Annotated in this window: 17 protein-coding genes and 1 pseudogene; 9 read left to right on the top strand and 9 right to left on the bottom strand. The window is 69.7% G+C overall.

The genetic code is table 11. From position 1 onward, the window contains the following. Positions 1-26: 26 nt before the first annotated feature. The 5 genes from IQ210_RS14490 to IQ210_RS14470 form a co-directional block, all read right to left on the bottom strand. On the bottom strand, positions 27-3224 hold the full coding sequence (locus IQ210_RS14490; protein WP_194079387.1) for a family 78 glycoside hydrolase catalytic domain: 3198 nt from the start codon (positions 3222-3224) through the stop codon (positions 27-29). A 61-nt stretch (positions 3225-3285) separates the two neighbouring features. Beyond that, positions 3286-6315 carry an alpha-L-rhamnosidase gene (locus IQ210_RS14485; protein ID WP_194079556.1) on the bottom strand — a complete coding sequence of 1010 codons (3030 nt, stop codon included), beginning with the start codon at positions 6313-6315 and terminating at the stop codon, positions 3286-3288. 139 nt (positions 6316-6454) lie between these two features. Then, positions 6455-7723 (bottom strand): ABC transporter substrate-binding protein, encoded by a 1269-nt coding sequence (locus IQ210_RS14480; protein ID WP_194079386.1) that lies wholly within the window; start codon positions 7721-7723, stop codon positions 6455-6457. Between the two features lie 32 nt (positions 7724-7755). Then, positions 7756-8577 carry a carbohydrate ABC transporter permease gene (locus IQ210_RS14475; RefSeq protein WP_194079385.1) on the bottom strand — a complete coding sequence of 274 codons (822 nt, stop codon included), beginning with the start codon at positions 8575-8577 and terminating at the stop codon, positions 7756-7758. After that, positions 8574-9521 (bottom strand): carbohydrate ABC transporter permease, encoded by a 948-nt coding sequence (locus tag IQ210_RS14470; protein ID WP_322656366.1) that lies wholly within the window; start codon positions 9519-9521, stop codon positions 8574-8576. The genes IQ210_RS14475 and IQ210_RS14470 overlap by 4 nt, the downstream gene beginning before the upstream one ends. 351 nt (positions 9522-9872) lie before the next feature. Between IQ210_RS14470 and IQ210_RS14465 the strand changes: the two genes are divergently transcribed. The 3 genes from IQ210_RS14465 to IQ210_RS14455 all read left to right on the top strand — a co-directional run bounded on the left by IQ210_RS14465 (position 9873) and on the right by IQ210_RS14455 (position 12891). Further along, positions 9873-10913, top strand: coding sequence for a LacI family DNA-binding transcriptional regulator (locus tag IQ210_RS14465; protein ID WP_194079384.1), 1041 nt, complete (start codon positions 9873-9875; stop codon positions 10911-10913). Between the two features lie 187 nt (positions 10914-11100). After that, positions 11101-11883, top strand: a complete 783-nt coding sequence (locus tag IQ210_RS14460) for an SDR family NAD(P)-dependent oxidoreductase (protein WP_194079383.1) — start codon at positions 11101-11103, stop codon at positions 11881-11883. Positions 11884-12000: 117 nt separating this feature from the next. Beyond that, positions 12001-12891, top strand: a complete 891-nt coding sequence (locus IQ210_RS14455; protein WP_228047733.1) for a LysR family transcriptional regulator — start codon at positions 12001-12003, stop codon at positions 12889-12891. Positions 12892-12937: 46 nt separating this feature from the next. Here IQ210_RS14455 and IQ210_RS14450 read toward each other — a convergent pair. Then, positions 12938-14305 (bottom strand): annotated as a pseudogene (locus IQ210_RS14450) (glycoside hydrolase family 43 protein); the annotation flags it as partial. 148 nt (positions 14306-14453) lie between these two features. Between IQ210_RS14450 and IQ210_RS14445 the strand changes: the two are divergent. Beyond that, positions 14454-14987, top strand: a complete 534-nt coding sequence (locus IQ210_RS14445; protein ID WP_228047732.1) for an ABC transporter permease family protein — start codon at positions 14454-14456, stop codon at positions 14985-14987. On the opposite strand, the gene IQ210_RS14440 is transcribed toward IQ210_RS14445, so the two are convergent. After that, positions 14977-15552, bottom strand: coding sequence for a DUF4291 domain-containing protein (locus IQ210_RS14440; protein WP_194079382.1), 576 nt, complete (start codon positions 15550-15552; stop codon positions 14977-14979). The genes IQ210_RS14445 and IQ210_RS14440 overlap by 11 nt on opposite strands. Positions 15553-15720: 168 nt before the next feature. On the opposite strand from IQ210_RS14440, the gene IQ210_RS14435 reads away from it, so the two are divergent. Both IQ210_RS14435 and IQ210_RS14430 read left to right on the top strand, forming a co-directional pair. Then, positions 15721-16197 (top strand): hypothetical protein, encoded by a 477-nt coding sequence (locus IQ210_RS14435; protein ID WP_194079381.1) that lies wholly within the window; start codon positions 15721-15723, stop codon positions 16195-16197. A gap of 104 nt (positions 16198-16301) precedes the next feature. Then, positions 16302-16865: a hypothetical protein gene (locus IQ210_RS14430; RefSeq protein ID WP_194079380.1), complete on the top strand. Its 564-nt coding sequence runs from the start codon at positions 16302-16304 to the stop codon at positions 16863-16865. Positions 16866-16897: 32 nt separating this feature from the next. Here the strand turns inward: IQ210_RS14430 and IQ210_RS14425 are convergent, their stop codons facing one another. Beyond that, positions 16898-17230: a non-heme iron oxygenase ferredoxin subunit gene (locus tag IQ210_RS14425; RefSeq protein ID WP_194079379.1), complete on the bottom strand. Its 333-nt coding sequence runs from the start codon at positions 17228-17230 to the stop codon at positions 16898-16900. Between the two features lie 218 nt (positions 17231-17448). Between IQ210_RS14425 and IQ210_RS14420 the strand changes: the two genes are divergently transcribed. Next, on the top strand, positions 17449-17907 hold the full coding sequence (locus IQ210_RS14420) for a MarR family winged helix-turn-helix transcriptional regulator (protein WP_194079378.1): 459 nt from the start codon (positions 17449-17451) through the stop codon (positions 17905-17907). A gap of 211 nt (positions 17908-18118) precedes the next feature. Here IQ210_RS14420 and IQ210_RS14415 read toward each other — a convergent pair whose 3' ends face one another. Beyond that, positions 18119-19057: a phytoene/squalene synthase family protein gene (locus IQ210_RS14415; RefSeq protein WP_194079377.1), complete on the bottom strand. Its 939-nt coding sequence runs from the start codon at positions 19055-19057 to the stop codon at positions 18119-18121. Between the two features lie 199 nt (positions 19058-19256). Between IQ210_RS14415 and IQ210_RS14410 the strand changes: the two genes are divergently transcribed. Continuing rightward, positions 19257-20072 (top strand): SAM-dependent methyltransferase, encoded by an 816-nt coding sequence (locus IQ210_RS14410; protein WP_194079376.1) that lies wholly within the window; start codon positions 19257-19259, stop codon positions 20070-20072. Between the two features lie 73 nt (positions 20073-20145). Then, positions 20146-20436, top strand: a complete 291-nt coding sequence (locus IQ210_RS14405) for a hypothetical protein (RefSeq protein WP_228047731.1) — start codon at positions 20146-20148, stop codon at positions 20434-20436. Positions 20437-20483 lie beyond the last annotated feature (47 nt).

Below are 20483 nucleotides of genomic sequence, written 5' to 3'. Positions count from 1 at the left end.
GGGCGGCCCTCCCGCCCGCCGACCGGCTACCGCCTCTCGCGCGCGGTGAACACGTACGTGCCCGAACCGACGCCGTACACCGCCCGGTCCCCGTCGACGCGCTCGAACTTCGCCCCGTCGGGGGCGTCTTCCAGCTTGGCGCCGCCGGTCGGGACCCGGATCTCCGCCGTGGTGTTGGGCGGGACCTCGACCCGCAGCCGGAAGACGCCGCCCTTGCGCGTCCATTCCGACGACACCTCACCGTAGGGAGTGCGGTAGCTGCCCTCCACGCGGGTCAGGTCGCCCACCGGCCGCGGGTCGATGACGAGTTCGCGGTAGCCGGCGCCGCCGCGCGGCTGGCGGATTCCGGCGAGGCCACTGTGGAACCACTCCTCGATCTGGAGGAGGATCATGTGGTTCTTGGAGTTGCCCATGTCCCACTGTTCGGGATGGGTCGTCAGTCCGCCCGGGTTGGCCGTCGTGGGCTGCATGAAGTAGCCGTAGCTCGGGCGGGTGTCCTCCTGGAGCACGTCCCACAGGACGTCGTCGCGGCCGCCTTCGTGGAGCGCCCTGACGATGGGCGCCAGCCCGATGGTGCCGCCGCTGAAGTGCGGGCCCCCGCCGAAGGGTTGATGGGCGCGGACCAGTTCCACCAGCGCGTCCAGGACCTTCTCCCGCTCGCTCTCCGGGACCAGCCCCTCGTCCAGCGCCAGAGCCTGGGCGGCCTGGGTCGCCCCGGTGCCGCCCTGCTCGCCCTGCGCGGTGTAGCGGCCGAGGGAGCTGTTGTAGAAGGCGTCGTTGAAGGCCTCCTTGATGTGGGTGGCGAGGCTGCGGTACTCGGCGGCGTCGGCCGTACGGCCGAGGAGTTCGGCCATGCGGGCCATCCGGTCGGCGACCTGGTGGTAGCCCCAGGTGCCGGTGATACGACCGGAGGTCTGCTCACTGGAGATCCAGTCGGCCAGCGCCGCGTCCACGATGTAGGCGTCCTGGCCGGTGCCGGCCTTCTTGGTGCGGATGTAGGTGAGGAAGGCCTGCATCTGCGCGTAGTAGCGGGCCATCGTCTGGGTGTCGCCGTACGTCTCGTACAGGAACCACGGCGTCAGGACGATGCCGTCGCCCCAGTTGATCTCGTCGCCGAAGCGGCCCGTGTAACCCCAGTCGTACACCGGCGCCTTGAGCGCCACGTTGCCGATGTTGTCGCCCGCCTTGGACTGGCCCTCCGCCAAGTGCCGTTCCATGGTGCGCAGATAGGCGTCGTAGCCGAAGATGCGGTGCAGGGAGGCGAACGGCTGGAGGTAGTCGGCCGGGTAGGCGAGCTTCTCGCGGCCGGGGCAGTCCGTGAAGGTCGACATGACGTTGCTCATGACCGAGTAACGGGACATGCGGTGGATGCGGTTGATCCGCTCGTCGGAGGTGCGGACGTCTCCGGCGGCGGGCACGTCGGCGTGGAGCTGGAGGCCGGTGACGGTGTCCGCGGTGGGTGTGTAGCCCTCGGGCAGGCCGGTGACCTGGAGCCACTGCATGCCGAAGTAGTGGAACTGCGGGTGCCACGTCTCGTCGGGGGTTTCGCCGTGCGCGGTGTAGGCGGCGAAGACGTCGGTGCCCCGGGACGCGCCACCGCCGCGGATGGAGGCCTGGTTGACGGTGCCGTCCGCGTTCAGGGACTCGGCAGGCTGGAGCTTCACGGTGGTTCCGGCCGGAACCCGGCCGTCCAGGTTCAGCTGGGGCCAGCCGGCGAAGTTCTGCCCGAAGTCGAAGACCCAGACGCCCGGTTGGGGCTGGGTGACGCTCACCGGCCGCAGCTTGTCGACGACCTTCAGGGGTTCGGCCGTCCGCCACACCAGCTCGGTGGTCAGGTTGGGGGGCGGGGCGACACCGGCCGCGACCCATCCCATGGCCGTGCCGTCGCGGCGCTCGGCCGCCGCGCTCAGGTCCGCGCCCGGGGCGGTCCAGCCGGGCTGCTCCCGCCGGGCGTCGTAGTCGGAGCCGGAGTACCAGTTGGCGGTGGTCGTCGCGCCGAGGGCCGCCTTCCAGGAGCGGTCGCTTACGACGGTCTGGACGCTTCCGTCCGCCTTCGTCAGTTCCAGGCGGGCGATGAGCCGCGGGGTGACCGCAGCGCCCGCGCTGGGGTCGGTGCTCGCGAGCGAGTTGCCCGAGGCGGAGACGGCCGCGCCGGCGGCGTGGTCGGCGGACAGGGCGGGCTGGAAGGCGATGGTGGTGGCCGCGGTGTCCAGCGCCGTGATCGTCCGTGACTCCAGCCGCTCCCCGCCGTCACCGGTGTCGATGTTGACGGTGCCGCCGACGTGGTAGTTGGCGACGCTGCTCACCTTGATGCTGCTCGCGCCCCGGGCGGCGGCCTCGACCAGGGTCCCGGTGCCCTTGAACTGGCTCTGCCACCAGCTGTACGGGGCGCTGCGCCCGGTCGCGGCGTTGGTCACGGATCGCGTCACCAGCGCGGTGCCGTGGCCGAGTTCGACGCCGAGGGTGTTGTCGCCGTTCCTGACGAGGTCGGTGACGTCGTAGGCGCGGTACTCCACGGACAGCTGGTAGTTGGAGTTGCCCGGGGCGAGCACCTCGTCGGTGACCGGTCGGCCGTTGAGCCGGGCCACCTGCAGTCCCACACCGGAGATGTACAGCCTGGCCTTGGTGACCTCTCCTCCGCGGCTGCCCACACGGAAGGCGCGGGCGAACACGGGCAGCGGCTGGTCGACGGTGCGTCCGGCGTACTCGATCCAGCGCGCGTCACCCCAGTCGGCCCGCCGCAGCAGGCCCATCTCCCACGAGGCCGGGCGACTCCACGGCGTCGGACCGCCCTTCTCGCCCCACACCCGCACCCGCCAGACGACACGCTCCCGCGAGCCGAGGGCGGGTCCCCGCCACGCGATGTCGGTCTGGGCGGCCGAGCGGACCTTGCCGCTGTCCCACAGCAGGCGCCCACCGTCGAGGTCGCGTTCCGTGCGCGCCGCCCGGATCTGATAGGCGCTCTGCAGCCAGCCGTCGTCCGCGTGGACGACCCGCCAGCTCAGCCGCGGCGCGGGGTCGTCGACGCCGAGCGGGTGGTCCTCCCGGCCGTCGATCGCGAGGCCCACGACCTGGGTCCCGCCGCCGCTGCCGTCCCGCGGCTGGGCGTAGGCGTTCTGCGCGGCAAGCCCGGGGGTCAGGGGCAGGGCGAGTCCCGCTGCGGACGCGGCCATGGTGCCGACCACCTGTCTGCGACTCGGGGTGCCGTGCGTTGTCTCCGACATACGAGTTCTCCTAGGGAGTACGAAGTTTTTGAAACGATTCACACACAGGCCCGCAGAGCTCTCAGCGCAGCCTGCTGGTGAGCCGGTACGAGCCCGACGGCAGCCGGTACGAGGCCACGCCGTCGGCGTGCCCGAGGAAACGCACCCCGTCGACGCCGGCCAGCGGGGTCCGCCCCTCGCGGACGGTGTCGGCGGAGAGGGCCGGAAGCCGCAGGGTGGCCTCGCTGTTGGCGGGCACCTGGACGTCGTACGAGAAGGTGCCGCCCGCGTCCGCGACCTTCCACTCGCTCTTGATCCGGCCGTACGGCGACTCGTACGCCGCCGCGACCTCGGTGATCCGTCCCGTGGGATCGAGGTGCGGCTGGAGGACGAAGTGCTTGAAGCCGGGGCTGTCGGGGTCGCGGGCGATGCCGGCCATGTAGGCGTACATCCACTCCATGACGGCGCCGTAGGCGTAGTGGTTGAAGGAGTTCATGCTGACCGGGCCGAAGCCGTCGTCCTTGGAGTAGGAGTTCCAGCGCTCCCACACCGTGGTGGCGCCGTTCTTCACCGAGTACAGCCAGGACGGCAGCGCGTCCTGGTGGAGCAGTGCGTACGCCAGGTCGGTGCGGCCCTCGTCGCTGAGGACGGGGGCAAGGACGTTGACGCCGAGGAAGCCGACGGACAGCGTGTTCTCGGCGTACTTGACCCGGCTGCTGGTCGGGTGGGCCGCCTTGTAGGCCGCGTCGTTGCCGATGTTGTCCGCCAAGTGGCCGACCAGGGCTCGGCGTTGGGCCTCGGTGTCGTAGAAGCCGAGTTTGAGCACCCACAGCAGGGCGGACTGGGTGTTGTCCTCCGTCTTCTGGTCGGGGTCCGCGCCGGGTTCGATCGGGGAGGCCTCGCCGAGGCTGGACCTGACGGTGGTGGTGCCGCCCTCGGTGCTGAGGTACTTGCTGATGAACGCCTTCTTGATGTCGGCGAACAGCTGCTCGTAGGCCGCGGCCTCGGTCGGGCGGTCGACGGCGTGGGCCATCTGGGCCATCAGGCGGGTGGAATAGCCGTAGTAGACGTCGCTCATGAGCTGGGCGCTGGTCTGCTGCGGGGCGAGCCAGTCGCCGGTGAGGGAGCCCTGGCCAGCGTAGGTGTCGCCGGTCTGCTGCCGGATCCAGTCGAGGTAGCGGGTCATCGCGGGCCAGTTGTGCTCGATGACGGTCGGGTCGCCGGTCATCTGCCACAGCGTCCAGGGCAGGACGACCCCGCAGTCGGCCCAACCGCTGCCGCCGCCGGGGAAGTTGTAGCGTCCGCCGGGGGCGACTCCGGTGAACTGGGCTTTGTCCATGCCGTAGAGGGCGGCGGAGTCGACGACCGTGTCCTGGAAGTGGGTGAGGAAGGGGGCGGCGTCCGCGTTGTACAGGCCGGTGGTGGCGAAGACCTGGGTGTCGCCGGTCCAGCCGAGGCGTTCGTCGCGTTGCGGGCAGTCGGTGGGCACCCACAGGTAGTTGCCGCGCTGGCCCCAACGGATGTTGCTGATCAGCTGGTTGGTGTCGGGGTCGTCGGTGGTGACGGTGCCGGTCTCCTGGACGGCGGAGGTGGCGACCTTGCCGGTCAGGCGGGTGATCGTGACCGTCTCGGTGGCGGTGACGGACGCGTAGCGGAAGCCGTAGAAGGTCAGGGAGTCCTGGTGGGTCTCGCCGTTGCGGTCACCCTTGAGGATGTAGGTGCTGGTGGCCTCGGCGCTGCGGAGGTTAGCCCGGTAGACGGAGCCCTCGGGGCCGTCCGCGCCGGCGCTGTCGTCATTGAGCATCTCCCCGAACCGGAAGGAGACCTGGGCCCCGGCGGGGCCGCGCACGCTGTAGCGGGGTACGCCCACCATGTTCTGGCCCAGGTCGAAGACGGCGGTGTCGCCGGCGCCGAGGGTGACGTGGGCGGAGGCCGCCTGGTGCGGGTCGGTGACGGTGCGGTCGGGGTCGACGACGATCCGTCCCCGGCCCTCGCCGGTCACCCCCGTGTACACGGTGATCGACTGCGGTCGGCAGTCCCAACGGGTCATCAGGCGGGCGCTCTCCGCCGGGTAGGCGAGGAGCTGGGCGTCCGGGTACTTGGTCGTGTAGGGGACGCGTTCGGTGTCGGACCAGGCGGAGTCGTCGTAGCCGGCGGACGTCCAGCCCGCCAGTTCCTCGCGGGCGTCGTAGGTCTGGCCGTCGTAGATGTCGTCGGCCCGGTAGGGGCCGGTGTCGGTGGCCTTCCAGGTGCCGTCCGGGCGGGTGACGACGGACTCGGTCGTGCCGTCGGCGTAGCGGATCAGCAACTTGGCCTTCAGGGCGAGGGCGTTGCCGTCCTCGGAGTAGTACGTACTCCCCTCGGATATCCGGCCGTTGTACCAGCCGTTGCCGAGGACGGCCGCCAGGGTGACGACCGGTTCCCGGGCGACGAGGTGCGTGACGTCGTAGGTGAGGTAGTTGGCGCGGACGTCGTAGTTCGTCCAGCCGGACGGCAGCAGTTCGAGGGTGGTGCCGCCGTCCTGCGGGACGGTCACCCGGTGGCCGCTGACGTAGGCGTCGTAGACGCCGAGCGCGGAGACGTACAGCCGGGCCTCGCGGACCCGGCCCTTGAGCCGGGTCTCGGTGCGCAGCATCGGCGCGCCGGGCGAGCGGGGCGTCTTGCCCCGCATTCCGATCCACTCGGCGTCGTCCCAGCCGGTGACGCCGTCGGTGCTCATCAGGCCCGTCTCGAACCAGGCCACGGGCCCGCTGCCGATCCAACGGCCCTTCGTGTCCCAGACGTTGACGGTCCAGTGGTAGCGGGTCGCGGCCTTCAGCGGCTTGCCCCGGTAGCGGACGGCCACCGAGTCGGCGGTCGGGACGCGGCCGCTGCTCCAGACGTCGGCGCGGTCACCGGCCAGCTTCCCCGGCGAGCTCGCCACGAGGATCTCGTACGCCCCCTGGTTCCGCCCGCGTCCGGCGGACCGCATCCGCCACCCGAAGCGGGGGTGCGCGGCGTCCACCCCGAGCGGGTCGGTGCGGTGTTCCACGGTCAGTCCGTACACTTCGCCCTCCTCCACGGGGCGCTGCGGCGCCGCCCCGGCGGGCGTTCCGCCCGGCACGCCGGCCATCACCGGCACCGCGCCGGCACTGGCCGCGAGCACGGTGCGACGGCGGGGTCCCGTCGGTCCTTCGGCATCGCCACTCCTTCGGTTCTCAGGTGCTGCATCGGTCAACTCCGTGGGTCCCTTCGGACGCCGGTCTGCCGGGTCAGGAGCCGGCCTTGTAGTCGTTGTCCATGTCCTTCAGGACGCCCTGCGGGGTGCTCTGGCCGCTGAAGATCTCCTGGAGGCCGCTGAGCATGGTCTGCTGCACCTTGGCGTTGGGCCACAGCTGGTCCATGAACGGCACGGTGCGGTTGGAGGTGATGAACGTCGACAGCTCGGTGAGCGAGGGGTCGACCTTGAAGCCGGTGTCGGGCAGGGAGGGCAGGCTGCCCTGCTTCTTGGTGAACAGGGGCATGCCCTGGGGCGACATCACGAAGTTCACGAACTTCAGGGCCAGTTCGGGGTTCTTCGCCTTGGCGTTGACGCCGTAGCCGGCGCCTGCCGCGGCCGGGATGAGGGTCTGGGACGGGGTGTCGGTCGCCGGCACCGCCTTGAGCGTGAACGAGGCCTGCGGGTTCTTGCCCTTGAGCAGGGCGATGACCCAGTTGCCCTGGATGATGCCGAGGGTCTTGCCGGTGGCGGCGAGCTGCTGACTGGCCTCGTAGTTGGTGCCCAGCGGGTTCTTCTGGAAGCAGCCGGTCTTCTCCATCGTCAGGTACTTGTCCAGGGCGGTGGCCCACTCGGACTTCGCGAAGGTGGCCTGGCCCGCCTGCAGCTTCTGGTCGAAGTCGCGGTCCGGGCCGTACACGGTCGTCGCGACCATGGCGTACAGCACCAGCTGGGTCACCCAGTTGTCCTGGTTGCCCAGCGCGAAGGCGGGGGTCCCCTTGGCCTTGGCGTCGCGGCAGAAGGCGAGCAGCTTCGTCCAGGTGTCCGGCGGGGTGAGGCCGGCCTTCTTCATGGCCTCGTCGTTGTAGACCGCGCCGATGCCGTTCTGGCCGAAGATCGCGTTGTACGTCTTGCCCTCGTACTGGGCGACGGACTTGATCGCCGGGGGCATCTTGGCGGCCCACGGCTGGTCGGAGAGGTCGCGCAGATAGCCGGGCTTGGCGAGGACATGGGTGGCGGCGGGGTTGCCGTTGCCGGGCCACACGGACATCACGTCCGGCGCGGTGCCGGAGGCGAGCTGGGTGCGGATCTGCTGCTGGTACTGGTCGGCGCCGCTGGTGGTGTAGCGGACCTTGACGCCCGGGTTGGCCTTCTCGAACGCCTTGACGACGTCCTCGACGGAGCCCTGGTCGACCGAGGCCAGCGTCAGGGTCTTGGAACCCCCGCCGCCCTCGGAGGCGGACTTGGTCCCGCCGCTGCACGCGGCCAGGAGAGCGGCAGCCGTCGTGGTGGCGACGAGGGCCGTGAACATGCGTGTCTTCATGGTGTCTCCCTCGAGGAGCAGAAGGCGGGGCGTCAGCCCCGCAGGCCTCCGGCAAAGCCGTTGATGATGCTGCGTTGCAGGAGGAAGTAGATGAGCAGGACGGGCAGGATGCTGATCACCAGGGCGGCGAAGATGAGGTTCCAGTCGGTGACGTACTGACCGACGAACCCGGCGATCGCGACCGGCATGGTCTGCTGCGCGCTGCCGCTGAGGTACAGCAGCGGGGTGAAGAAGTCGTTCCAGACGGCGACCGTGTTGAGCACCAGCGCCGTCACGGTGATGGGCTTGAGCATGGGCAGGACGACGTACCGGTAGCCCTGGAGCGGGGTGCAGCCGTCGATCAGGGCGGCGTCCTCGAAGTCACGCGGCATGGCGCGCAGGAAGCCGACGTACAGGAAGACCGTGAACGGCACTTGGAGGCCGGAGTAGAACAGGACCAGGGCCCAGGGGGTGCCGAGCAGGCCGAGGTCGCGCATGGTCTGGTACAGCGGGAGCGAGGCGAGCTGGAAGGGCAGCACCAGGCCGAGGAGGACCAGCAGGTAGGTGCCGCGTGACCAGCGGGCCGTGATGCGGGCCAACGGGTAGGCGGCCAGGGAGGAGACGGCCAGGACGATCACGACGCTGGACGCCGTCACCAGCAGGCTGTTGGCCAACGCCCCGCCGAGGGCGCCCTGTTGCCAGGCCTGGCTGAAGTTGTCGAGGGTGGGTGAGCTGGTCGGGCTGATGGGGGACGAGTTGTCCGAGGCGGGCCGTACGGCGAGGTTGACCAGGACGTAGACCGGGAAGCCGACGAGCAGGGCGACGGCGATCATGGACAGTTCGAGGGCGAGGGTGCGGGGACGGTAGCGGCTCACGAGGCGGCCCTCTCGCTGCGGGCCAGCAGGGCGTACTGGCCGGTGGAGGCGACGGCGACGATGATCGTCAGGACCACGGCGAGGGCGATGCTGTAGCCGAACTCGCCGAGCGTGAAGGCGTCCTTGTAGATGAGCGTCGAGATGGTGTCGGTGGCGTGTCCGGGGCCGCCGCCGGTCAGCGCGTAGACCTGGTCGAAGAGTTTGAGGCCGCCGATGATCGACAGCATCAGGTTGACGGTGAAGGCGGGGGCCAGCAGCGGCCGGGTCACCGACCAGAAGCGCCGCACGGGCCCGGCGCCGTCGAGGGACGCGGCCTCGTGGACCTCCTGGGGCACCGACTGCAGTCCCGCCAGGAAGATGACCATCGAATAGCCGGCGTACTGCCAGACGATCACTCCGACGATCGTCCACAGGGCCAGGTCCGGGCTGCCCAGCCAGTCCTGCCGCCAGCCGTCGAGTCCCACGGCGCCGAACAGGCTGTTGACCGCGCCGTCCGGGCCGAGCAGGTTGCGCCACAGGTAGGCGGTCACGATCGGGGTGACCACCGCGGGGGCGAACAGCAGGACCCTGAGCAGGTTGCGGGACTTGATCGCCGAGTTGACGCCGAGGGCCAGCAGCAGGCCGACCGCGTTCTGCACGACGGTGATCGACACGGCGATGAGCAGGGTGTGCCAGATGGCCTGGACCGCGTCGGTGTCACGGGTCATCTCGGCGAAGTTGTCCAGGCCGATGAAGGAGAAGTCGGGGTCCAGACCGTCCCAGTCGGTGAACGCGTAGTACAGCCCGCGGCCGCTGGGGATCAGGACGACGAAGGCGAACAGCAGCAGAGCCGGTGCCATGAACCACCAGGGCGGCGTCGTGCGTGCACACCGCGGCGGGGTGCCCGGGGCCGGGTCCGGAGAGTGGTCACGATCCGGGAGCTGGGCGTTCGGGGCGAGGGTCACGGGCGCACCTGCTTCCTTGAAACGATTCAAAGCGTGCCCGTTGCGGGCTGTGGCGGTTCGGCGGAGCGAGAGCGTCTGCCGGGATCTTGTGTTGTGGCCGCGGACGAAGCCTGTCGGCTGCGGAAGCCAGCGGATCACGCGTCCCGATCGCCGCTGACGGGTAACGTTTCCCATCGGGTGGTGCCAGACCCTAGAGAGCCCACCGCATGACGTCAAGATGCCGCGCAAGCTGCGAAATTGTTACGACGCCGGTCGCACCCGCCTGTCCGGCCCCGGTGATCGCTCTTACCTGGAGAGGACTTTCTCCGTACACTTTCCGCCAACGTTGCCCACGGCACCGGAGGAAGCCGCATGGAGCCGCCCACCCCGCCACGTCGCGTGACCATCGTCGACGTGGCCCGCCATGCCCGGGTGTCCACCACCGCGGTGTCCAAAGTGCTGCGCAACGCCTACGGGGCGAGCCCCGAGATGCGGGCCAAGGTGCGGCGCGCCATCGACGAGCTGGGCTACCGGCCACTGGCCGCCGCACGGGGGCTGCGCGGGCAGACGTACACGATCGGCGTGATGCTCCCGGACATCCGCAACCCGTTCTTCCCCGAGATCGTCGACGGCATCACCGGCCGCCTCGCCGACACCGACTACCAGGTGTTCCTGGGCCCGGGCGGCTGCAACGACGAGCAGACGGAGGCGCGCATCACGGAGGCCATGATCGACCGCGGGATGGACGGCATCATCCTGATCGCTCCGGTGTCCGCGCGCTCCCGTCTGGAGCACATCGCCGCCACCGTGCCGACCGTCGTCGTCGGCCGCCACGGGCACTCCCCCGTGTACGACACCGTCACCGACGACGACGTCACCGGCGCGGCCCTGGTCGTCGATCACCTCGTCGGCCTCGGCCACCGCCGCATCGCCCACATCGAGCACCACGAGACCGACCCGACCCGCATCGTGGAGATGCCCAACGCCCAGCGCGCGGACGGCTACCGGCGCGCCATGCAGGCCCATGGTCTCGCGGACGAGATCGACATCGTCTCCACCGTCTACACCCAGCAGGGCGGCCACGAAGGCGCCCGGCAACTCCTCGCCCGGCCGCAACGGCCCACGGCGATCTTCGCCGGCGCGGACATCGTCGCCATGGGAGTGCTCGATGCCCTCGCCGAGGCCGGGCTGTCCGTTCCCGACGACATCTCGGTCGCCGGCTACGACAACACGACCTTCGCCTCCTTCGGCCCCATCTCGCTGACGAGCGTCGACCAGGCGGGGCGGGAGATCGGCTCCAACGCCGTACGCCTGCTCCTGGAGCGGATCGCCGAGCGGCAGAAGACGTCCGTGCAGATCAAACTCTCACCGACGCTGGTCGCCCGGCGGACGACCGCTCGGGTGAGCGGGTGAGGGGGCGGCAGACGAACGGGGTATTCCTGAGAGGCCATACACGGCGCTTATAGTCTGATTCAGCGTGATCCTCTACCGGCGCGCTGTGGCGGTGCCTAACTTGGCAGGCACGTCGCGGAACCCACCCGCGCAGCCCGTGCCTGCCGATCGAGCAAGGCATAACCGTGGCACACCACAGGAGCCCCGCATGTCCAGCACCACCCTCGACTTCACCGGCCGGAAGGTCATCGTCATCGGCGGCACCAGCGGCATCGGTCATGCCGTCGCCCGCCACGTCCTCGACGCCGGGGGTACGGCCGTGGTGACCGGCCGCTCGCAGGCAGGCGCCGACGAGGCGGCCGCCGCCCTGGCCGCCCACGGCAAGACGGTGGGCCTGGCGGCCGACCTGACCGATCCCGCGGCCCTCGACCTCCTGCGCGAGACGCTCACCCGAGACCACTCCGACGCGACGCTCCTGGTCAACGCGGCGGGTGTGTTCGCCCCCAAGTCCTTCCTGGAGCACACGGGCGCGGACTACGACCGCTACCAGGCCATCAACCGCGCCTTCTTCTTCATCACCCAGACCGTCGTCAGCAACATGATCGACCGCGGCGCCAAGGGGGCAGTCGTCAACATCGGCTCCATGTGGGCGCACCAGGCCATCGCCGCCACGCCCTCGTCGGCGTACTCGATGGCCAAGGCCGGCCTGCACTCCCTGACCCAGCACCTCGCGATGGAGCTCGCCGCCCACGGCATCCGCGTCAACGCGGTCGCCCCGGCGGTCGTACGCACCCCGATCTACGAGGAGTTCATCCCGAAGTCCGACGTCGACTCCGCCCTCGACGGCTTCAACGACTTCCACCCCCTCGGCCTCACCGGCACGCCGGACGACATCGCCGCCACCGTCGCCTTCCTCCTGTCCGACCACACCGACTGGGTCACCGGCGCCGTGTGGGACATCGACGGCGGCGTCATGGCCGGCCGCAACTGACCTTCGAGCACGCCCCCCCCGCTCCCCTCGCCAGGACGACCGGTCCATAGAGGGTGGTTATGCTGAATCAGCAGTACCTCACCGGTAGGGGGACGTCTGCAGAGGGAGCGATAGGGCATGGCTATGGTCGACCGGCTCAATCCGGAAGGGCTTCGGTACGCGCAGGCCGTCGCCGAGACCAAGTCGTTCAGTGCCGCCGCGCGTGCCTACGGTGTCACCCAGCCCGCGCTGTCCAACGGCATCGCCAAGCTGGAGGAGCGTCTCGGCGGCAGGCTCTTCGACCGGTCGCCGCGCGGTGTGACGCAGACGGCGTTCGGGACGCGGATGCTGCCGCTGATCGAGCGCGCGGTGGAGGCGCTCGACGCCGTGGCCGCGGAGGCCAGGCGGCTGACCGAGCCCGGCGAGCAGAAGATCCGGATGGGCGTCTCGCCCCTCATCGGCTCCCACCTGATCGCCCGGGCGTTCGGGAAGGTGCAGGATCTCCCGGTGCCCCGCGACCTCGTGCTGCGCGAGGCGAACATGCAGGACCTGCGGGAGTCCCTGCTCGCCGGGCAACTCGACATCATCCTGATCCCGGCCGTCGCCGCCATGCCCCGTTTCGAGCACCGGGTCATCGACGTCGAGCCGATCGTCGTCCTCAGCCCCGACCTGTCGGACGCTGCTCCGCTCGAGCTCGGGGAGGCCGGCAAGGAGCAGTTCATCCTCGTGCCGGACACCTGCGGTCTGACGACCTTCACCACACAGCTCTTCCAGGCCCACGAGATGCCGCTGTCCACCTATGCGGGAGAGGCCGCCAGCTACCAGGTCCTGGAGGACTGGACGAAGCTGGGCCTGGGCTCGGCGATGGTGCCGCGCTCCAAGCTCACCTCTCCTGACGTGCCGCACCGGCCGCTGATGGACGAGGGCCGCGAGGTGCAGATCTCCTTCGAAGCGGTGTGGAGTTCCGACTCCGCCCTGGGCCCGGATCTGCTCCGCCTCGCCGACAGCCTCGCGGCTGCCCGCCGTTAGCGGGTGCGGGCCGGCCGCCGCGCACCCACACCCGCCACGGCACCTCTCACCCGTCGAGCGGCTCGTAGTCGAACCAGTCGAAGTGGACCGAGCCGGATGCCGCGAACATCCCGAGGACCCGGCCCGTGAAGCCGCCCGCGACCTCCGTGGAGAGGTATTTGCCGTCGAGCGACGCGAGTTCGGCGAAGGTGCCGTCCGTCTCCTCGAAGCCGATCGAGACGGTGTCGGGTCCGGTGCGGGCGTCGCGCAGGGTCTCGACGGCGGCCACTTCGATCCTGAGGACCACGGGTCCTGGCGGTACCGGCCCGGACGCGACGACCGTGCTCAGCGGGCCGATCCGGGCGATCACGCGCACCTCACCGGCGGCGGTCTCGACGGCGTAGTGATGTTGCTCGTCGAGCCGGACGGTCAGACCGCCGCGCCCCTCCCCCGCGTCGGTCAACGCCCGTACCCGGCACGACAGATGCTGCTGTCGGCGGCCGACGAAGGTCACGTCGGTGTCGTCCGGCGACGCCCCGCGGCCGCGGAGGGTGAGCCAGCCGGGGCGTTCCTTGGTGGTGACATCCTCGGCCGGGCGGTGACGCAGTGAGATCCACAGCGGGGCCAGTTCGGTGAGGTCGAAGTCGTCCCGGACCGGTGTGGCCGGGCCGGGCTGGAGCGGCCACGGGGGTGCGGGCGCCTCCAGCGACAGTTCACCGACGACCGGCCAGCCGTCCACCCAGTCCACTGGAACGAGGAAGGTCTCCCGGCCGAGGACGTGCCAGCCGGGGGTGCCGCCGCCCGGTCGTACGCCGAGCAGCACCATCCACCATGAGCCGTCGGGGCCTTGGACCAGGTCCGCGTGGCCGGTGTTCTGGACGGGGTGCTCGGTGCCGCGGTGGGTCAGGATCGGGTTGGCCGGGCACGGCTCGAACGGGCCGTCGGGAGTACGGCCGCGGGCGATCGACACGCTGTGGCAGCGCTCGGTGCCGCCCTCGGCGATCAGGAGGTACCAGTAGTCGCCGACCCGGTACAGATGCGGTGCTTCCGGGGCCTTGGCGCCCGGCGACCCCGACCACACCTTGCGGACAGGGCCGGACGTCTCCCCGGTGTGGGGGTCGAGGCGGACCTGGGCGACGCCGGCGACGGTGCACCAGCAGGTGCCGTCCTCGTCCCAGGCGAGGTCCGGGTCGATGCCGGGGACCCCGGGCAGCTTGACCGGGTCGGACCAGGGGCCCGCGGGGTCGGTGGCCGTGAGCAGCAGATTGCCGTCCGCGCTGACGTTCGTCACGACCAGCCAGAAGCGGCCGGCGTGGTGACGCAGGGTGGGTGCGTAAATGCCGCCGGAGGACCGCGAGTCGAGCGGCAGGCGCAGTTGGCTCGGGCGGTCCAGGGCGTTGCCGATCTGGGTCCAGTGCACCAGGTCGCGGACGTCCCGTCTGGGACGACCAGCCGTCGGCGGCCGGAACCACGGGCAAGACCGCCGCGCTGGTCCTGGTCGTCGCGGCCGTCCTGGTCCCCCTGTAGATCATCGTCGTCACCAGCCCCTCCACCAGGCCGCCGTCAACCGCGCCGGCGGCCTGGTGATCTGGCCGGACGGTCTCACGCTCTCCGCCTACCGGGAGATGCTGAGCGACCCGACCGTCCGCACCTCGGTGCTGGTCAGCCTGGGCATCACCGCCGTGGGCACCGCAATCTCCATGGTGGTGTCGGTGCTGTGCGCCTACGGCCTCTCGCGCGCCCGCTCCCACGGACACCGGCTTGGCGACTGGCGCATCCCGTGGTCGGTGGTCCTGCCCACCTCCCGCGCCGTCACCGCGGTCATCACCCTCTTCTACGCCGTCGGCTACTGGAACGCCTTCTTCAACGTCATGCTCTACATGCCGACCGAGAGCCAGAAGTGGCCCCTGCAGTACGTCCTGCTCACCTACGTCAACCGCGGCAACGGCCTGCCGGGCTCGGTCAACAGCGGCTTCGGCAACGCACACGCGGAGACCGCGCCGCTGTCGCTCCAGATGGCGGTGGTCGTGCTGACGCTGGTGCCGCTGCTTGTCGTCTACCCGTTCATGCAGAAGCACTTCAGGACGGGTGTGCTGACCGGAGCGGTCAAGGGCTGACCCGGCCCGGGGAAAGGCGACTCTCCAGTGTCCGTGGCAGCGGGTACGGACGCTCGCCAGGGAGCAGCCGCTGGGCTTTGGCGGCGTGCCCCGTCTGTGTCAGCGCCGCGGCCTTGCGGACCTGGGGGGTGAGATCGGTGAGACTGACGATCCACTCGTCGGTGAAGGTGCGGATCAGCTCGCGGCTGATGCCGACCTGGATGCTGTAGTGGTTCAGTGCCGCTCCGCGCAACGAGCGTTCCGGGTCCCACTGGACATGTACGGCCGCCTGGGCCACGGCTGCCGGGTCCGCGGTCGTGAGCACGGCCCGGGACAGTGCCTCCTCCCAGCCCTGCCGGGTGATCCGTACGGCGAGGACACGCTCCTGGCCAGGTTTGCGGGCCCAGTTGCTGCGGTGCATCAGCCACGAGAACGAGGGCTTGATCCAGGTCATACGGTGGAACGAGTACGGCGCGACGAAGCGCCCGGCGCGCAGTGCGGCGTCGGCGATGGCGGGTGCGTACGCCTGATAGACCACGATCGTGTCAGCGTCGTAATCCGCGCGGATCTGGAACTGGGGTGCCATGCGGCGCACCCTGCCATCCGCTCGACTCGGATGGCGAAACATTTTCATGGTCGCGAAAGGGCTCAGGCGGCGTTGCACCCCTGGTGGGCGGTCTTAGTGCTTTCTTCCTAGACGCTCTGCGCCGAGAGACCGATCCGCTCCTCGCCCCGTGTCCCTAGGGTGATCGACATGAGCGACGCAGCGCACAAGACCTCCCGCGACCGCGCGATGGACGTGGTCCGGGGCTATGTGGACCACGACAGCACCGCGGTCCAAGCGGCGCTCGACGACCTGGACACGGGTATGTCCCTGGAGGTGTACGCCGTCCTGAACGGCCTGGTGCGCTCCACCATCAGCATCATGGAGCTGACCGGTAAGGCGTTCAGGCTGGACGACCTCGTTCGGCAGGCCGACACCATCGCGACGGTCGCCCCGCCGCACTACGAGTTCGCCATCGCCGAGGCGACGCGGGCGTGGGCCCGCGGGGACCAGTCGGCGATGCGCGCGGCGTCGTGTGAGGACCTCGTCGGAGCCGTGCACATCACGGCCGTGGGCGTCGCCGTTCTCGGCCTGGCGCTGTGGGGCAGGAGCGGGTTCCTCGACGTACTCGCGGAGTTCCACGAGGCGGACATCGCGCTCATGGAGGAATGGCCCTCCGAAGCCTGACCGCCTTGCCACAAGGCGGCACTGCCGCCCCCAAGACTCTCGTCGGCTTCGTCGTCGATGCCACCCGCCTGCGAAGCCGGCGAGAACCCCGTCCAGGACGCACCATGAACTTCGAAACGCCGCTCTCCGCCCTGTTCCCCGGCACCTCGGGCCGGCTCCTCACCGCACTCGTGGACCATCACAGCGCCGACGCGGCCGAGCCGCTGCCGCTCGACGAGCTGTCCAGGAGAGCGGCGGTGACGTCGACGCAGCTGGAGGCGGCGCTCTTCCGCCTCGGTCTGCTCGGCCTCACCGAGCCCAGGCGCAAGGGGGACGCCGTACAACTCGTCCCCGGCCATGTCGCCTGGGATGCCCTGCGCCGGCTGGCAGACCTGCGCGACGCCGTCGCCGACATGGTCCGCGAGGAGGCACAGGCGCGTCTCCACCCGGCACCCGCCTACCTCGCTCTCCAAGGCGCCGTTGCCGAGGGAACGGCGACACATCCCGCGGATCTACTGGAACTGATCGTCGTCCCGCCGCTGTCCGCCCCGGCCGACTGGCCCGATCACCTCGCCGCGCTCGTCACCCACCTGTCACGGGATCTCGGCAACGTAGTCGTTCATCGCACCGCAGAGCACACGGCCGAGGCGGAGGCCATGGGCGGGGCAAGCGCAGTACGCGTCTTCTAAAACAACGCCAAGGCCCTCGACCCGAGCCTCGCCTATCCCTCACCGCGCCGCGCGACATCGACGTACACGCAACCGTCCTCGATCCGCACCGGATACACCGGCACGGGCCGGGAGGCCGGCGGGTCGAGGGGCTTTCCGCTGCGCAGGTCGAAACGGGAGCCGTGCAGCCAGCACTCGACCGTGCATCCGTCCACCTCTCCTTCGGAGAGCGAGACGGCACTGTGCGAGCACACGTCGTGGATCGCGAACACCTCGTCCTCGACCAGAACGAGGCTGACGGGAACACCCTCCACCTCGAAACGCCGGGGAGTGTCCCGCTCCAGTACGTCGAACTTGCAGAGATACGTGTAACCGCTGGCGGGCATCGAACTCCTCGAGTGCATGATCGTGACTCCACGCCGACGCTAGCGACCCGACCACGCGCGGAAACCCGCCCGAAGCCGCATTCGGCCTCGGCACATGGACCTAGGACACGCCGAGTCCGCGAGCGGGCGCGTCGACTGACGACCCTTGACCTCAAGTCAAGTCGAGCTTCTACGGTCGATCCCGTCGAACCAACCCAGACAACGCAGAGGTCCCTGCCATGCAGTACTCACACAGCGACACCGAACTGATCAAGCAGCCCATCGGATACTGGAGTTGGGCTGCCTACAAGGCCGTCATCACCCGCACCCGGTCCGCCCTCGCCGAAATCGGCACCACCCAACCGCAGTGGTGGGTCCTCGCCCAGGTCGCACGAGCCGACACCGCCAAGACCCGTGAGGAAGTGTCCCGCCTCCTCCAGAACTACCTGGAAACCGGCCCGGAAACCATGGAGTCGGAGATCGACACGACCATCACCCAGGGCTGGATCACCGAGGACACGGAGGGACACCTGACCCTCACGATTCAGGGCAGGGCGTTCTACGACAAGGCCGCCGCCCTCCAGGACGAACTCTGGACAGAACGGCACGCAGACATCTCCGACGAGGAATACCTCACCACCCTGAAGGTGCTGCAACGCTTCATCCACAACACGGGCGGACGGGCTTGGCACCACTGACGCCACAGAGTGCGGCTTCCTCTGAGCGAGATCATTCCTCAGGCCGGCGATGGCACACTCCGCGGTGGCGTTCCCTCCCCGGATTCTTCGTCGTCCCTCTCTATGTAGAGCTGCCGTCCAGGCTCCACGGTTCCCGCTGGCACGGCAGGTGCTGATCCAGCAGGGCGACGGTCTCAGCTCTCTCGTCATGCAACGCGAGGAATGAGCCACCTCATCCTGTCGGCCGGTGTTGTCGGGTCCGTGTCTCGCGATACCCCCGCCACAGAACGCGCAGTGCCGCCGACGTCGCTGGGCTTGCCCCGGTTCGGAGGATGGTGGTGTGGTTGCGTTTCACGGCGTCAAGGCGCAATGTCTGGACCGAGATCAGGGTGCTCAGGAACGGCCGGTACGGCGGGACGACCAGTTCGGGCAGGTGTCGGCAGTCCGAGAGCACGGCGTCCGCGCTCGCCGCCTGTTCGTCCACGAGGCGGGCCAGTGCCGGTGCGCAGGCCCCTGGTCTGTCGCGGAGGCTGTCGAAGTCCAGCCCATGTCGGTCCAGTTCGTCCTTGGGGATGCCGACGCGGCCTTGGTCGACGTCCTCGGCGAGGTCGGCCAGGAAGTCGGTCCGTTGCATCGCCTCGATGAGGCGACGGCATCCGTGGAGGAACCTTTCGTAGTGCTCGGTGCCCGGTTCCGGGCCGATGAGTGAGGCCGTCAGCATCAAGGCCGGCAGGGAGTAGCGGTCGACGTAGTCCTGGAAGTCCGCGTCGGTCGCGAAGCCGGACCAGCTGGCTTCTACCGGTGCACCGTCCAGGAAGTGCCGTACCTGCGTGCCCAGGACCGGGTGGCGTCGTGTCGTGTCCGCCAAGGCCCGGAGGGTTTCGTTCTCGGTGGGTTCGCCGACCAGGGCTTCCGTCGCCTGTCGGTCCCAGGTGCGGAGCGCGTCCTGTCGCGTGCGGATGTCGCCGGAGTCGATGCGTCTGTCGGTCTCGTCCATGAAGGCGACCGCCGCGATGACACCCGGGTGGATCCGGGCCGGGAGCAGGAGCCTCACCGCCAGATACTCCTCACGGCGGTTGCGCCGCACGAGCCTGCGCTGGGCGTCGTAGGAACGCCGCAGCTGCGGGTCGGTGATGCCGGCCTGGGTCAGGGCGGCGGACCAACGGGTCACTGCTCTCCTCGGGTCTGTGCGCTGGCGGTCATTGGTAAGGAGCCCGGCCCACCACAGGATGCTGGAACCCGAGGGATTCTCACCGCGCCGCCCGGGTCCGATCAAATTGGAACCCCGAACAACCAAGCGGGCGACGGGCGTTCAGACGTAGGTTGTGCCCTGGAAGGTCCATACCTCGGCTGAAAGACTGACGTGACTCATGACTGACCCAGTGACGACGCCCGAACCGGCAGAGCACCACAAGATCGACACGTCGGTGCCGCACTCCGCCCGGATCTGGAACTACTGGCTCGGCGGCAAGGACAACTACCCCGTCGACGAAGAGGCCGGCGACGCCTACACCGCCGTCTTCCCCGGCATCGTCACCATCGCCCGCAGCAGCCGCGCCTTCCTGCGCCGCAACATCACCTACCTGGTCTCCGAGGCGGGCATCCGGCAGTTCCTCGACGTCGGCACCGGCCTTCCGACCGCGCAGAACACCCACGAGGTGGCCCAGCAGATCGCCCCCGAGGCGCGGATCGTCTACGTCGACAACGACCCGATGGTCCTGGGACACGCCCGCGCCCTGCTCTACTCCACCCACGAGGGCGCGACCGCCTACATCGACGCCGACGTCACGGACCCGGACCGCATCCTCGCCGGCGCCGCGAAGACGCTGGACTTCAGCCGGCCCACCGCGCTGATCCTCAGCAACATCCTGGGCCATGTCGCCGACCGCGATCAGGCCCGCTCCATCGTCACCCGGCTCATGGACGCCTTGCCCTCGGGCAGTTACCTCTCCATCAACGACGGCTCGCGCGGCATCGACCCGGTCTTCGAGCAGGCCCAGGACGCCTACAACAGCAGCGGCGCGGTGCCGTACAACCTGCGCACCGTCGACGAGATCACCGCGTTCTTCGACGGCCTGGAACTGATCGAGCCCGGCGTCGTCTCGGTCACGCAGTGGCGACCGGAGCCCGGTGCCCCCGCTCCGGAGATCGTGGCCGAGCACGGTGGGCTCGCACGAAAACCGTAGGCTTCAACGCCGCTGCAACGGCTGCGAGTTACGCAAGAAGATGCCCTCACCGCGTGCCACTATGATCTTGGTCATGACAGTGCACAACCCCGAAAAGGCCCTCTCCCGCAAGCAGCGGCTTCAGGAACGGCAGCGCCGCCAGCTGCTGGCGGTCGACGTCGTGGACAAGGCCGAGGGCAAGGTCCGCAAGGCGGAGTCCGAACTGGCCGTCGCCGTCGCCGAGGCGGTCCGCGTCTTCGGCGACGAGCAGTCCGCGTGCGAGGGCCTCGACATGCCGGCCGAGACCATCCGGCGCTTCCTCGCCTTGGCACGCGACGCCGGCGTCGAGCCCTTCGACACCACGGACGGCACGGCGACGCCGTAGGCGATGTCGAGACTGCCCCGCCAGGAGCCGCTGGGGATCGGCGGGGC

Source organism: Streptomyces justiciae, assembly GCF_015163075.1.
GTDB lineage: Bacteria > Actinomycetota > Actinomycetes > Streptomycetales > Streptomycetaceae > Streptomyces > Streptomyces justiciae.
The sequence above is the reverse complement of the archived record's forward strand: the minus strand, read 5'-3'. Positions and strand labels throughout refer to the sequence as shown.